The sequence below is a fragment of the Alteribacillus bidgolensis genome (genome assembly GCF_002886255.1).
In the GTDB taxonomy this organism is placed as follows: Bacteria; Bacillota; Bacilli; order Bacillales; family Marinococcaceae; genus Alteribacillus; species Alteribacillus bidgolensis.
Genome location: NZ_KZ614149.1, coordinates 1340861 through 1356141, shown reverse-complemented (window position 1 = coordinate 1356141; position 15281 = coordinate 1340861). Strand labels below are relative to the sequence as shown.

Here is a 15281-nt window from a genome sequence, read left to right as displayed (position 1 = left end):
AAAATCATCTGCCTTATTTTTATTAACCTATTATAACAGGTTTGACAGGTTAATGAAAACAGAGTATATTATTAACCATCAAAAATAATATTTACTGGTTAATCATAAGGAGGGATTTTATGCAACGATCGTTTTTAGGTCCAAAAATTGTATTAGTTACCTTTTTAACACTTATGGGGGCATTTGGTTTAAATCTCACAGCAGGTCAATTTTTTACTCCACTAAATAGTGCGTATGGATGGGATTTAACGATTCTTAGCTTGGCTGTATCTCTTAATATGATAACGTGGGGAGTTTTTCAGCCGGTTATGGGGAGATTAATTGATCGTTTTGGTCCGAAACCTGTCATTGCAGGAAGTGCTGCCTTAATGGGTGTAGCATTTATCCTCTCGGCAACAATCACTGAAGTATGGCAATTCTTTATTTACTATGGCTTGTTGACTGCCATTGGCTTTGCAGGATGTGGATCGATGGCCAACTCCGTATTGGTTTCTCGGTGGTATGTGAAAAAAAGAGCCAAAATGCTTTCAAGAAGTTCCATGGGCATGAATATTGGGCAACTTGCACTATTGCCGTTAACAGGACTTTTAATTGCTAACACGGGATTTCGATCTGCATTTGTTGTACTTGGTCTACTCATGCTAATAGTTGTTGTTCCAATGATATTAGCTGTAGTGAAGAATAATCCTAAAGATGTGGAACAAATGCCCGATGGGGATTCTGCATCGGTATTTACAACTGTTAATAGTGCCTCACTGTCCGAAGCGCTACGGAGTCGTGAGTTTTGGATTGCTACTCTTGGATTTGCAAGCTGCGGATTTACGTTATATTTAGTGACCATGCATCTGCCAAATTTTTCTGTTGATCTTGGAGGGGGAGAGTCGCTAGGTGGTCAACTACTCGGTATAGCTGCAATGACCAGTGCTATATCGATGTGGTTAACAGGGCAGTTGAGTCGAACATTTGGGAAAAAGAATTTATTAGTGGGACTTTACATCATTCGTCTTCTAGCCTTTATATGGCTTGCCATTTCGCCAGGTATCTGGCAATTATATGTATTTGCCGTGGTCTATGGTGCTTCTTCTATGCCTATAATACCTCTTGTTACAGGCATTATCGGTGATAAGTTTGGAAAAAATGCAATGGGGAGTATTCTCGGTTTTAGCTGGTTCATTCATCAGGTATTTGCTGCATTAGGGGTGTTTCTGGGTGGTTACCTCCGTTCCATAACAGGGGACTATACTTCCGCGTTTTGGATGGGAGCTATTCTGTTAACATTTGGTGCTATTATTACAGTGTTTCTTAGAGACTACCAAGTCTCTTCAAACGATAAAACAGTTGTACAATCAAACTAGCAAGCTACTTTTAACAGAAAAGGATGAGTTGATAGTGAGTAATTACACTGTTAAACAGTTACATTTTGTGCGTAATAACACAATTAATTACGTGAAACATATTGATGAGAATTCGTTCGAACTTGTGCCTTGTAGGTTGAATAATAATATTGAATGGAATTAAGAGCACATGTATATTTATTTTAGAAAGGTTCGCCTTCCAACTTACTGGAGAGAACAAATATACCGAATAATTTGAGCAATTATTTTACTCGGGCAATTCTCCTAAAGGAAAACAAAGAAAAGAATAATAAATTGGAGACAACAATAAATAAATTAGGATAAGATACGAATGTAAAGGTTAAAGAACTTTAGTAAATTCTTAAGAGCTAAGTATTGGTCTAGCTTGTTCAAGAAAAAGGTGCCATTCATATTAATCTTCCACAATCGGCCGAATTTCTGTAATAAGGAAATGCGGCCGTTTTACTTCTAGGAACAGATAATTGAGTAATAGCAAAGGGAAAATACTAATTAAAGACTGTTTGTAGAGTGTTACTTAAACTATTGAACAAAAGAGTTGATAAGGCGTTTTAGATAACGAGGTGAAAAATGAACAATCGCTGGAACACAATAATATATAAATTTTGGTCGCCTATATACGATAATTTGTTTAATTCAGGAAAATTCCTCGAGGCTCGAAAGAAGATTTTTCAAGGGGAGAAATTTGGTGAAAATCAACATATTCTATTTGTTGGAGTGGGTACAGGGGCAGACTTGGAACTAATTAACTATAAGGATTTAAATATTACAGCCATAGATTACTCTTATGAAATGCTTGAGAAGGCAAAAGCTAAATGTCAATCTTCTTCCATACAGTTTTTTAAAATGGATGCTCAAGATATGAATTTTAAAGATAATCAGTTTGATGTTGTGATTGCAAGTCTTGTTCTATCAGTTGTCCCTGACGCAGATAAGTGTATGAAGGAGATGGTACGAATATTAAAACCGGATGGAAAGATTATCATTTTTGATAAGTTTTCGCCTAAAGGAAAGAAACTCTCTCTTATGAAAAAAATAATTAGGCCGTTTATCAATTTTTTAGGGACTGATATCGGTGTAAACTTTGAAACATTGTATGAGAGTAACAAAGAGAATTTAACTGTTAAACAGAATGAATCAATAATGTTTAAGGGTATGTACCGAGAGATTGTAATTAGCAAAAACAGTATTTAACGTAATTAACAGGGCGCTTTATTTAATAAGGTGTCCTTTTTTGATTTAAGGAATTTCGTAGTTAAATTTGCAAATAAAAACCTTTGCAAAATACCCGTAACGGGTATAATGTTGTGGAGCGGAGGTTTCCGGAATAGTGAAACAATTTTGTGTGGGAATATTATTATTTAATGATGTTGATGGATTAGACTTTGCTGGTCCCTATGAAGTTTTTAACTTATCGACCTACAAGGATGACGTAAAAAAATTATTTATGAAACAATTAGGTAGAGAGGAAAAGTCATTTTTAGTGAACACCGTTTCAGAGAAGGGAGAATGCGTAAGGGTACATAATGGTTTGATAGTACAGTACAGCCAGATTTCAGTTCTCAAAATACTTTCTTATCTGAAGACCCAATCGTACAGAACTTAAAATAGAACGCAATTATAAAATTAAGAGTCGGTAGTGTTATAGCATTCTAATTAGGGAAAAGTAGTCATAAGTATGCTTTAGCCAGTATCGTTAAAATTAGGAGGATAATGAACATGGGATTGTTTAAAGAAATGGGAAAAGTGAACACAGATTGCTACGTTACCGATAAAAAGAAGAAGAAGTTGTCTAACGGTAAAACTGTTGGTTTTGCTACGCTTAAACGTAAAAAGCCTAAAAAGAAATAGAACCTCTCCCTTTCCCACTTTTCCAATATTCACCTTGTTTAATTTTACCAATATTGATAATATATTAAATATATCACAGAAAGTTGAGACGAGGGTTTTTCAATGGCTTGGCTCGGACAAAGGAAAACTGTAACTCCGGTAGCTAGTGGTATTGTAGGATTTGTTGCTCTACAATTATTCGATAACGCAGCAGGAGACATAATAACATTGGTGCATCAATACGTATCCACTCCCTTCAATTCTATTCCTTTTCTAAGGTTTGATAACGAATCATCCTCTCTTCGTACTTTTACTCAACAGATGACTTTGTTAATTATATACTATGTTTTCGCCATGGGTGTAAAGCATGTTATCTTCCACCAATTGTTCTCCAGAGAAGAGAAGTTAGGAACATATGAAGATGTGGAAGAGGAATTGACGGAGGTCATTAAAGCCATTGACACTGGTGATGGTGAGCGCATCATTGAAGAAAAAGTAACCAATTATCTTCATGCAGTTGAAACTGAAATTAGAAAGGTCTTTGAGGTAAGGAAGCGCCATGTTGATTTTATCTGGTTTTTTCCGGTTAATGAAGAAGAGAGATATGATATTCGTCTTTATTACCAAGGAAAAATTAAAGACTTAGATAGTGCTTCTCGGATGATCAATACAGCGTTAGACAACGAGGAAAAACCTGTACGTCAAAAGAATTCCAACATCAAGTCGGATTCAAACATGGAGGGAAGCAAGCACAGCCAATCATTAATTGTCCGGAATTATGGAGAAATTAGACTTGGGCTTGGTGTATTTTTTTTGAAAGATGATGTAATATCAGAAGAAAAAGAACAGGAATTCATGAAGATAACGACGAATTTATTATTAATTGGATTTAACCAGGACTTCGTGGAATCTTTGGAACGAAAATTTAATCGTGTTAGTTAGGGAGGCGAAAGAAATGAAAGTAATTAAAGTATTGAGACACAGAAGAGGAAAAGGATACGGAGTCGCAACCCTAAAGAGAACAAAGAAACCGTCAGTTGGGAATTATCATCCTGGAATAAAAGAAATGAGTTCGAAAGAATCAAATTCTACAAGTAAGCGGAAATTGGTAAAACCCTAATACATAAATATAAATAGCGAATAACTATGAGGGGCTGCCCCCTCTTTTTTGTTTGTTATTGTTATAGCTTTTGCTGTATGAGTACACTTATACAGTTTCCTCTGGCACTTGTCCTGAAATTTCTTAAAGAGAAAACGAAGTATTGGGTTTATTTAGATTCCTCAGAGAGGGTAAAGACAAAGTAAGGCATGATTAGGTTGTATTTAGACCTCCCCTGAAAATGCCAGCTTTCTAGGTTTCGTTTTTTCGGTAACCGAAAAGAGCCCCTAATCCTGAATAGTCAGGAAGCATCAAGAGCTTAAAAACGTACCCATTACAATCACGAAAAAGCCTGCTGGCAAATTACCGGAAAATCCGTTTTTTAGGAAGGGATCAACACCGAGTTTTGTACGTTTTATTCAACATCTATTGAGCAGAGGAATCACTATCTATAAAAAATCTCAGTAAAATAAGGTTGTGAATCGTTATTAAATGCCAGTCCGACCCCTAAATAATCAAAATTTTCCTGAAGGATGTTTTCTCGGTGTCCTAAGGAATTCATCAGCCCTTCGTGGGCAAAGATACTGCTGGCCTGGCCATACGCTAGGTTTTCACCAGCTGTAGTAAAACGAATATTATCTTCTTTCATACGATCAAATGGAGACTGGCCTTGTAAATTTGTATGGCCGAAATATTGATTTTCCGCCATATCTAAGCTATGATCGCGAGCTGTTTCTCTCGCGTGATCATCCCAGGCTAAAATAGGCAGATCGTGTTTTTCTCTTGAAGCGTTTGTTAAATCAAATAACTGATATTCAAAACCTTCTTTTAGCTGGTGACTTGAATTGGTGTAAAGAGCATCTTTGTTCTTTTCTAGGGTTTCATCAATAATTTGGATGGCTGTAACCGTATTGTCTTCGTGCTTATCATAAAATATCGTAGTATAGCTGTTGTCAAGATGGAATACATCATATTGCCCATCACTACTAATCTCATAATTAATTACTCCCTTTTTTATAGTCGACTCAGGAGTACCTAGTTGTTCCTGAACCAAATGCCTTGCATTTCCCAGTTCTATTCCTGTGGATGAGGCAATCAAATCTTGATTTGTATAAAGGCCGCGAACGATATTTTCTTCATCATAAGCAACCATGATAAAATTTTGATAGTTTTCATGATAGGCTTCCCAGTTTACTCCGTATTCATTTTTCGAATTCCGCTTTGGCTTTCCTGTTTCCTGTTCAACATCAGCTCTTGAGTCGCCTAATTCGATATTATGAATCGAAAATATTTGATTTTCAGGAGATGTTAAGTTTGGTGTTTCAACGTTTGTATCTCTTGGTTCTGATAGTGAATTATTAAATGACGCAAACAGAGAATGCAATTGCTGGTTAATGGTATCTATCGCCGATTGGAAATCTGGATTTTCGTTTATTGAATCGACGGTATAACGAAAAGAATCCTTTAAAAAAGAAGGAATAATATGTTGAACTGGTTCTTCCCAAAATGACTTTGAAACGTACCCGATAAATACAATCGTTAATATTAAAATAAGCCGTTTCACAGCAACACTCTCCAATTTAAAATTTTAACTTTTTCAATATGAAGGCCGGAGATTAATGGGATGGATATTGCCAATTGTTCTTCTAATGCAAGAGAACGCCACTTGACGTATAAGGTCAACCTTCTAGGTTGGGTAAAAAGCTATGTAACATTTGTTCAGACTGGTTATTAAAATTATAAGAAGATGAACTTAATTACCTTAAACATTATACGTTCTGTTCATGTTTCTTTAATAAAAATAAACGAGTTGAGTAAATAATACAAACCAAATGAATGGAAATTCTTCTAGTTCACTTTAACGCAAGTTGTATAATGACTAAAGATGACGTACGATAGTTTGTGTAAATAATTGGATACGGATTAAGGTATCCAACACAATTTAAAGACTCTCATTTAAATTGTGTTAAAATAGAATAATATTCCAGAAAAGGATGCTTACCTGTCATAAGGAATAGCTTCCTTTCACATTTTTGGGACTGGTTGTTGAATAATCTAATGAACTAATCATGCTGCCACTCATGTAAAATTAATTTCATATTAATCGCAATGTTTACTATTTTCAGTCAACAATGGACGCTTTTATATTCGAAAAAAAGAGAACTGAATATTGGCAGCTCATAGTAACTATGTAATTAATAAAGTTATGTTTAATTAAAGTAGTATTTACCAATGAAAGCGATTACTTGATGGTATATAATAAACCTATAAAATGAATCTTTCTATTATTTCTATTTTTAATTATTATAATTCATTAGGAGGGGGAGGTTTTAGTGATGGAAACCACTCTTTCTTTAAATACATGGAAACGATTTGTAAACGAAGGAGTGCTTGAAACTTCTAGATTAAGTAATGAAATTGTTAAATCATGGCACCGCTGTAAAGACTCACGGGTTGACCCGCATTTAGAAAAAGGAGATCATATTTTAACAGTTGACCACTTAAATTTTCAAAGAGATAAGAATTCCTTTCTTCTAAATATTGCAGGTCCGCACTTAAAGAGTATGAAGCAATATTTAGAAAAATCAGGTATGATTGCCTTATTGATTGACCCTGAAGGATATATATTAACCATAATAGGAAATAAAGACGTTTTAAAAAGGTCAAGTAAGATAAATTTTATTGAAGGAGCTTGTTGGACGGAGGACAAGGTGGGCACGAATGCTATTGGTACGGCGTTACAAACGAAACAACCCATAATGGTGACAGGGACAGAACATTACTCTATCGCTTCTCATCAGTGGAGTTGTTCGGCAGCTCCTATTTGTAATGATGAGGGAAAAATAATGGGACTTATTGATATTTCTAGTCCAGTAGATCGTGCACACCCTTATATGTTGGGAATGGTTACTGTTGTGGCTAACTCTATAGAACGTGAATTAAGTATTCAAATGCACAAGAATGAGTTGGAACTGATTCACAGTTCAATGGATTTAATTGAAAGTGATAAACCTCTACTCATTTGCAATCATAAAAAAGTCGTCGTTGCTGCAAGTAAACCTGTTCGTAAAGATATTCAAAAATGGGCAGGGATGAAAAAAAGAAACATTCCAGAATACGGGTATGATGTACACATGGAAACACCTATTTATTCTAGGTACCATAACAACCTAATTGGAAGTTGTGTTTATTTATTAAAAGATACCATAAATAAAAAGGATAATTCTTTTCTTTCGAAGCCTTTTTACTTTAAAGGTGAACCGGGCACAAGTAACTCTTTCCAACTCACCTTAGATAAAATAAAAATAGTAGCTCCAACGAATGCTGAGACTTACATTTTTGGGGAAACTGGAACGGGTAAAGAAGTAATTGCTCAAACGATTCATGAGAATAGCCCACGTAAAACAGGTCCATTCGTCGCGGTTAATTGCGGCGCAATTCCAAAGGAACTTATGGAAAGTGAACTATTTGGTTATGTAGATGGAGCTTTTACAGGGGCTCGACGCCAAGGGCATAAGGGGAAATTTGAACAAGCTAATCAAGGAACTCTTTTTTTAGATGAAATTGGAGAAATTCCTCAAGCGACTCAAATTGCCCTTTTACGAGTATTACAAGAACGCAAGGTAACTCCTATTGGAGGTAACCAAGAAACCCCATTGGATGTTCGAATTATTACCGCAACCAATCGTGATATTCGCAAACTTGTTAAGGAAGGTCATTTTCGTGAAGACTTGTTTTACCGTCTCTATGTATATCCTGTGCATTTACCTCCATTACGAGAAAGGAGAGAAGACATCCCAGATTTAGTACGCTATTTTTGTGAAAGAAATGAATGGGAAATAAAATTTTCTCCTAAATTCTTTGACAAACTTATGGAATATCACTGGCCAGGAAATATCAGGGAATTATTTAATGTACTTGAACGGTTACGAATTTTATCCCAAGATGGTATTACTGATGAATATCAATTAATGAAATGGTTGGATTCAATGGAGTTAAGTAGTTTGGAACCTGACAATGACTTTGAAGATAAATCTTCTCTTACATTACGTGAACAAGTCCAAAAAGACTCAATGATTAAGGCCTTACAAAAAACGCAAGGAAACGTTACATTAGCTGCAAAATTGCTGAATATGCCAAGAAGTACATTCTATCACCGTCTTCAGAAATTCGACTTATAGAATAATATAGTTATAGTTTGTAGTAGGTTTATCACTCTTATGGTAAACCTGCTTTTTTTTTGCATAATAGCTAGGGAACGGAGAGTCATTACAAATCTTTCGACCTTTTGTTTTTTAGAATCATAATCAGCAATTTCAAATATTGGGTTTTTAATTAATAATATATTCTTGTTACGACAATAATATGAGTGGTCTATTTATATAAATATTTTAGGTAGGAATGATTTACTGTGATCCGTAAACGGCGAAAGGTGAAGTCACAAAAAAACCAAAAAGTGGAAACAACGACCAATTTCTTACAGGAAAAAGAATTCCTTTCTGAAGACTTGGATAATAATTTAAAAAAATTACGATTAATTTATTCCGATTGTTCAGATGTCATCTTTCGTGCTTTTAAAATAGGTAATAAAAAACGAGCCACTCTTATTTATATAGAAGGGTTGGTTAACATCGAAGAAATTGACGATAACGTTCTTTCTCCTCTAATGCAGGAGTGCGGAGCAGAATTTGTTGAAATGCAAACTTTAATCGAAAATAAAATTTCAGTTTCTAATGTAAAGAAGGTAAAAACATTTAATGATTTTGTACACGAGATATCGATAGGGAATTCAGTAGTATTGATCGATAAGCAAAAAAATGGTTTGTCATTAGGCTTGTCAAAATCAGAACAACGGTCTGTTGAAGAATCTTCTGCTGAATCAGTGGTTCGAGGGCCACGTGATGCGTTTGTCGAGAGTTTATTAGTTAATACCTCTTTGCTTAGAAAGAAGATCAGAAGTCCCAACTTAAAGGTAGTGCCTATGGAGTTAGGTAGCTATACCAATACGAAGGTTGTTATTTCATATATAGAAGGTATTGTAAACGAAACCTTAATTAAGGAAGCCAAAAATAGGTTAAGTCGCATTGATATTGACGGAGTGTGGGAAAGTGGGATGGTTGAAGAATTTATAGAAGATGCTCCATTTTCTCCTTTTCCACAGCTTTTATCAACAGAACGACCTGACGTAGCCACCTCAAGTCTTCTCGAAGGACGTTTGGTAATACTTGTTGATGGAACTCCTTTTGCGTTAGTGGCACCTACGACACTTTATTCCTTACTGCAATCAAACGAAGACTATTATTCGAGATTTCTTATTGGTACTGCTATACGTTGGCTTCGGCATTTTTTCCTTTTGATCTCCCTTTTATTGCCCTCTTTGTATGTAGCGGTAATTACTTTCCATCAAGAAATGGTCCCAACAACACTATTGATAAGCATGGCTGCCTCACGTGAGCAAGTTCCTTTTCCCGCTCTTATCGAGGCTTTGATTATGGAAATTACATTTGAAGCATTGCGCGAAGCTGGATTAAGGCTGCCAAAGCAAGTTGGGGCAGCTGTTAGTATTGTAGGGGCTCTTGTTATCGGTGAGGCAGCTGTTGCCGCAGGAATTGTCTCTGCACCTATGGTTATAGTGGTTGCAATTACTGGAATAGCCTCTTTTACTATTCCACGATACCCAGTTGCAATCGCTATAAGAATGCTTCGATTTCCTATGATTTTTCTTGCTGGAACGTTAGGACTGCTTGGAATTATGCTTGGAGTAATTGCAATTATTATTCACTTATCTACTCTACGATCTTTTGGAGTTCCTTACCTTAGTCCGCTAGCTCCAATGAAATTCAGAGAGCTGAAAGACGTACTTGTAAGGGCTCCTTGGTGGAAGTTAAATACAAGACCCCGTTTAACTGGAGGCTATAATAAGTACCGCCAATCTCCAGGACAAAAGCCCGATCCGAAAAAAGGCGGCGAATAGCAATTTAACTACGTTCTTGATAATGAAAAAGTCACTAGCCTACATTAAATATTTTATTAGTAAAAAAATGTTTAAAAGTCACTGAGTCAATATAGTTTAGAACTTTCATTCAAATTAGAGTGAGAAAATAAAAGAGTGGATAGACGGAGGTGGGTATGCAATTTGTTTATAAAGATAGTAAAAACCACACTACCTTTTTATCTATGTCTATGCGCGCTCTTTCTTTCAGGTTGTTGGGACCGGCAAGAAGTCAATGATTTAGCACTTGTTTTGGCAACAGCTATTGATAAAACAGATGATAATAAAATAGAGCTTTCTATTCAAATGGTGGTCCCTAAGTCTATGGGGGGAGGTCAACAAGGATCAGGTGGGGAAGGAAAGACTACAACTATTAAAAAAGCAACAGGTACAACGATTTATCAGGCGATGACTAAGCTTCAAGAAAAAGTACCTCGATATATCTTCTGGGGACAAAATCAAATGATTATTTTCGGTGAAAAACTGGCAAAAGAAGGTATTGGTAAATATATCGATTTCTTTGCACGTCATCCGAGTCAGCGAATCAGGTCATATATTTTTGTACATGAAGGTAAAGCAATTGATGTTCTTGATTTAACTCCAGGTTTAGAACAAATGTCAATGGAGGTACCTAGGGAGCTAGCAAGACTCGAATTCGGTTTGAATGTAACGTTAAGAGAGTTATTAGTAATGTTAGGGACTGAGTCTAAATCTGTTGCAGTACCATCTATTAAGGTAAGTAAAGAACCAGACCGAACATTAGGCATACACCTAAGTGGGGCGGCTGTTTTAAAAAACAATAAATTGACGGGGTTTATCAATAATGAAATAACCCAAGGAGTCATGTGGCTAAGAGATGAAATAAAATCTTCTTCTGTAACAATTAAGCCTCAGAATGCTGATGATTTGATTTCATTTAATTTAATTCGCTACGATTCTGAACTGAAACCGGTTATAGAGGATGGTAAATGGAAGATGATTGTTAAAATAGTCACAGAAGAGGAAGTCGTCGATAACCAAACAACATTAAATCTTATTGATCACAAAGTAGCAAAAAGTCTTGAGGAACAAATATCAAACAATATTGATAAACGCATTCGATTAACACTTGAACAAGTCCAGAAAAAAATGAGGGCTGATGTCTTTGGTTTCGCGGAAGAGTTTCATCAAAAATATCCTGATGAATGGTCTAAAGTGAAAAATCAGTGGGATGAACTGTTGTATCCGGAACTAGAAGTAGAAATTGACATCAAGACATATATACGAAGGCCAGGAATGTCTACTGAAAATTACAAAGAATAGAGGTGTAAGAAAAATGAATATAGGTGCGGTATTAGTTATTACACTTGTTTCTGCCCTAATTACTCTATTTGAATGGCCGAGAATGAATCAGAAAAAGGAAAAAATGGTATTTGTACTTATAACAGTAAGCGGTTGGCTTCTCTCTGTTGTGCTTGTTTTCTATTCGACTATTCCAGGTCCAAATATTTTAATTGAAATACTTTTTAGGCCTCTGGGTAAATTACTTGATAAATAATCAAGTAAAAGTTGAAGAGAACTTCTTCTTAAATGAGGTGAAGAAACGATGGTTGAGAAAGGGAAAATTTCAGCATTTCAGATGGCCCTTCTACTATATATAGAAGTAATAGCTACTGCTATTTTGACCGCACCAGGTATGACTACTATATTGGCAGGGCGTGATATGTGGATTTCTCCGATAATTGGTTCAGTCATCGGATTTGTAACCGTACTTATCATGTATAATTTACATAAAATTTATCCAAATGAATCCATTATTCAATATAGTACTTACATTATTGGTAAAGTCCCGGGAAAAATAATTGGTTTTTTTCTTTTATTTTTGATTTTCCATTCAGATATCCTTATCATTCGGGATTATGGGGAGCTAATTATGAGTGCCTTTTTGGAAAATACACCTTTAATCGTAGTTATGGGAAGCCTTGTTGTCCTTTGTGCTTTTAACATATACGGAGGCGTGGAAGTGATAGGCAGGGTTACAAGCATTTTTATCCCTATTTATGTTTTTTTATTTTTGCTAATTATTGTTTTACTTATACAAAACTTAGATCCACAAAAAATGTTTCCAGTTATGGAGAACGGTTTATTACCTCCAACCAAAGGTGCAGCCTTACCACAAGTATGGTTTAGCCAATTATTTTTAATTTCATTTCTTCTACCTTTAATAACTGATCAAAAAAGAGCATTGAAATATAGCATGCTTTCAGTTTTTTTTATTACGTTTACTTTAGTTTCCACTAATATAACCCTACTTTTCATTTTTGGAGAAAAGACAGCCAACTTTACTTATCCTTTGATCACTGCGACCAAAGTGATTAGTATTGCTGATTTTGTTCAAAATCTTGAAGCTGCTGTAATGGCTATTTGGGTAGCAGGGATTTTTATAAAATTATCATTTTTTTATTACGCGCTTGTAATTGGAACTGTCCAATGGTTGAATTTATCCGACTACCGACCGCTTGTCTTTCCATTTGGACTGCTTACTATAGCGGGGGCCGTATGGGTCACTCCTAACCTTCAAGAAATGAATCATTTTTTAAGAACAATTTATCCTTTCTATGGTACATTTATTTCTACATTAATACCGGGGTTATTACTACTTATTGTCATCGTTCGAAAAAGAATTTCGAAAAAAGAAGTTTTCAGATTAAAATGAGCGGTTTTCACCTATGATATCCAACTTCAATAAATAAATGTTTATGATAAGAGCGCAATTTAAGTGCTCTTTTTTTGTTTCACTAGAATTGGACAAACTTAGACAAATTTAGAATAGTGTCTAAATTTGTACAATATAGCAAAATGAAATAATTGAAACATCCTTGTTTTAAAGCATTTTTAAATTGGCACGGCAATTGCATAGTAAATAAGTGTATTAATAATCAAAGGAGGCTTATCAAGATGAAAACAACTCAGGAGAAAGAAAAATTATTTACTTCAGAAAAAGCGAGTTGGATGTACCAAAAAATGTTGGAGATTCGGAAATTTGAGGATGCTGTGCATGATATTTTTGCTCAAGGTAGCCTTCCGGGTTTTGTTCATTTATATGCAGGTGAGGAGGCTGTAGCGGTTGGGCTTTGTGCTCACCTTGATGACAACGATAGCATAACGAGTACCCATAGGGGTCATGGTCATTGTATTGCCAAAGGTTGTGATCTCGATGGAATGATGGCCGAATTATTTGGAAAAGTTTCTGGATTGTGCAAAGGAAAAGGTGGCTCTATGCATATCGCTGATTTAGATAAAGGTATGTTAGGAGCAAACGGAATTGTAGGCGGAGGATTTCCACTTGCTTGTGGTTCTGCATTGACAGCTAAATATAAGAAGACCAATTCTGTAAGCGTTTGCTTTTTTGGTGATGGTGCTAATAATGAAGGAACTTTTCATGAAGGAATTAATTTAGCTGCCATTTGGAATTTACCGGTTATTTTTGTTGCTGAAAATAATGGATACGGTGAAGCGACAACGTTTTCTTATGCTTCGAGTTGTAATTCCATTGCCGACCGTGCAGCCGCTTATAACATTCCGGGGATTAGTGTAGATGGAAAAGATACTGTTGCTGTCTATCAAGCTGCCGAAGAAGCAGTGAATAGAGCTCGGCGGGGAGAGGGTCCAACATTAATTGAATGTGTTACTTATCGAAACTACGGACACTTTGAAGGCGATGCTCAAACTTATAAATCGGCAGAGGAGAAAAAGGAACACATGAAAAAACGCGATGTTATTGATCAGTTTAGAAATTATGTATTAGAAGAGAAACTAGCAACAAAAGAAGAATTAAAAGATATTGAAACCTCTGTAGAAGCAGCCATTAAAAAGTCCATAGATAACGCCAAAGATAGCTTGGATCCTGAAGCATCAGAACTGTTAACAAATGTCTATGTATCTTATTAAAACTAAAGGAGGCCAATAACATGGCAAGAGAATTGAATGTTTCCGGTGCAATCAATGAAGCGTTGAAAATAGCGATGGAAAAAGATGAAAATGTCATTTTATTAGGTGAAGATGTGGCTGGTGGAGCAGAAGTGGATCATTTGCAAAATGATGAAGCATGGGGTGGCGTACTAGGGGTTACAAAGGGGTTAGTTCAGCAATTCGGACGTGAACGGGTCCTTGATACACCGATTTCAGAAGCTGGGTATATTGGTGCCTCTATGGGAGCTGCTGTTACAGGTCTGCGGCCAATTGCAGAATTGATGTTTAATGATTTTATTGGATGTTGTTTGGACCAGGTTTTAAATCAAGGCGCAAAATTTCGTTATATGTTTGGTGGAAAAGCAAAAGTTCCTGTAACTATTCGAACGACTCATGGTGCTGGATTTCGAGCTGCAGCACAACATTCACAGAGTTTATATGGACTGTTTACTAGCATACCTGGATTAAAGGTTGTAGTACCCTCAACGGCTTACGATGCAAAAGGATTATTACTAGCATCGATCGAAGATGATGACCCGGTCATATTCTTTGAGGATAAGACGCTGTACAACAATTCAGGGGAGGTGCCTGAAGGATATTACACGATTCCATTAGGAAAAGCAGATATTAAGCGAGAAGGGGAAGATATTACGATTGTGGCAATTGGCAAACAAGTTCATACCGCTTTAGCTGCAGCAGACCAATTATCTGCAAAAGGATTAGAAGTTGAAGTTGTCGATCCTAGAAGTTTGTCACCACTTGATGAAGAGACTATCCTGTCTTCTGTGGAAAAAACCAATCGACTAATTGTTATTGATGAAGCCAATCCAAGATGCAGTGCAGCGACGGATATAGCGTCGATGGTAGGAGAGAAAGCGTTTGATTCTTTAGATGCGCCAATTAAAAAGATTACGGCACCCCATACACCGGTACCATTTTCTCCTAAACTAGAAGATTTGTATTTACCATCTCCAGAAAAAGTAATTAAAGCAGTAACAGAATTGACTGGAGAAAACTCGCTTCTTAGCGTGTAAAA

Annotated in this window: 13 protein-coding genes; 12 read left to right on the top strand and 1 reads right to left on the bottom strand. The window is 36.0% G+C overall.

The features are described from left to right. The first annotated feature begins 119 nt into the window (after positions 1–119). The 5 genes from CEF16_RS06885 (at position 120) to CEF16_RS23620 (ending at position 4323) form a co-directional block, all read left to right on the top strand. On the top strand, positions 120–1355 hold the full coding sequence (locus tag CEF16_RS06885) for an MFS transporter (protein WP_091582426.1): 1236 nt from the start codon (positions 120–122) through the stop codon (positions 1353–1355). A gap of 588 nt (positions 1356–1943) precedes the next feature. Beyond that, positions 1944–2567: a class I SAM-dependent methyltransferase gene (locus CEF16_RS06880; protein WP_091582428.1), complete on the top strand. Its 624-nt coding sequence runs from the start codon at positions 1944–1946 to the stop codon at positions 2565–2567. Positions 2568–3092: 525 nt separating this feature from the next. Next, complete coding sequence (locus CEF16_RS24785) at positions 3093–3224, top strand: hypothetical protein (RefSeq protein WP_281259154.1); 132 nt, start codon at positions 3093–3095, stop codon at positions 3222–3224. A gap of 102 nt (positions 3225–3326) precedes the next feature. Beyond that, positions 3327–4145: a hypothetical protein gene (locus tag CEF16_RS06870; protein WP_091582437.1), complete on the top strand. Its 819-nt coding sequence runs from the start codon at positions 3327–3329 to the stop codon at positions 4143–4145. Between the two features lie 13 nt (positions 4146–4158). After that, a complete protein-coding gene (locus CEF16_RS23620) occupies positions 4159–4323 on the top strand; it encodes a hypothetical protein (RefSeq protein WP_170031669.1) in 165 nt (54 codons plus the stop codon). A 424-nt stretch (positions 4324–4747) separates the two neighbouring features. On the opposite strand, the gene CEF16_RS06865 is transcribed toward CEF16_RS23620, so the two are convergent. After that, entirely contained in the window at positions 4748–5866 is a 1119-nt protein-coding gene (locus CEF16_RS06865; protein WP_091582439.1) for a CAP domain-containing protein, read from the bottom strand. Between the two features lie 769 nt (positions 5867–6635). On the opposite strand from CEF16_RS06865, the gene CEF16_RS06860 reads away from it, so the two are divergent. The 7 genes from CEF16_RS06860 to CEF16_RS06830 all read left to right on the top strand — a co-directional run bounded on the left by CEF16_RS06860 (position 6636) and on the right by CEF16_RS06830 (position 15279). Next, positions 6636–8483: a sigma-54-dependent Fis family transcriptional regulator gene (locus CEF16_RS06860; RefSeq protein ID WP_425427967.1), complete on the top strand. Its 1848-nt coding sequence runs from the start codon at positions 6636–6638 to the stop codon at positions 8481–8483. Positions 8484–8713: 230 nt separating this feature from the next. Continuing rightward, positions 8714–10276 (top strand): spore germination protein, encoded by a 1563-nt coding sequence (locus CEF16_RS06855; protein ID WP_425427966.1) that lies wholly within the window; start codon positions 8714–8716, stop codon positions 10274–10276. Between the two features lie 162 nt (positions 10277–10438). Then, entirely contained in the window at positions 10439–11596 is a 1158-nt protein-coding gene (locus tag CEF16_RS06850) for a Ger(x)C family spore germination protein (protein ID WP_170031666.1), read from the top strand. A 13-nt stretch (positions 11597–11609) separates the two neighbouring features. Beyond that, positions 11610–11831, top strand: coding sequence for a hypothetical protein (locus CEF16_RS06845; RefSeq protein ID WP_091582447.1), 222 nt, complete (start codon positions 11610–11612; stop codon positions 11829–11831). A 48-nt stretch (positions 11832–11879) separates the two neighbouring features. Further along, entirely contained in the window at positions 11880–12989 is a 1110-nt protein-coding gene (locus CEF16_RS06840) for a GerAB/ArcD/ProY family transporter (protein ID WP_091582456.1), read from the top strand. A gap of 242 nt (positions 12990–13231) precedes the next feature. Beyond that, positions 13232–14224: a thiamine pyrophosphate-dependent dehydrogenase E1 component subunit alpha gene (locus tag CEF16_RS06835; RefSeq protein WP_091582462.1), complete on the top strand. Its 993-nt coding sequence runs from the start codon at positions 13232–13234 to the stop codon at positions 14222–14224. A 20-nt stretch (positions 14225–14244) separates the two neighbouring features. Next, positions 14245–15279 (top strand): alpha-ketoacid dehydrogenase subunit beta, encoded by a 1035-nt coding sequence (locus CEF16_RS06830; protein WP_091582465.1) that lies wholly within the window; start codon positions 14245–14247, stop codon positions 15277–15279. Positions 15280–15281 lie beyond the last annotated feature (2 nt).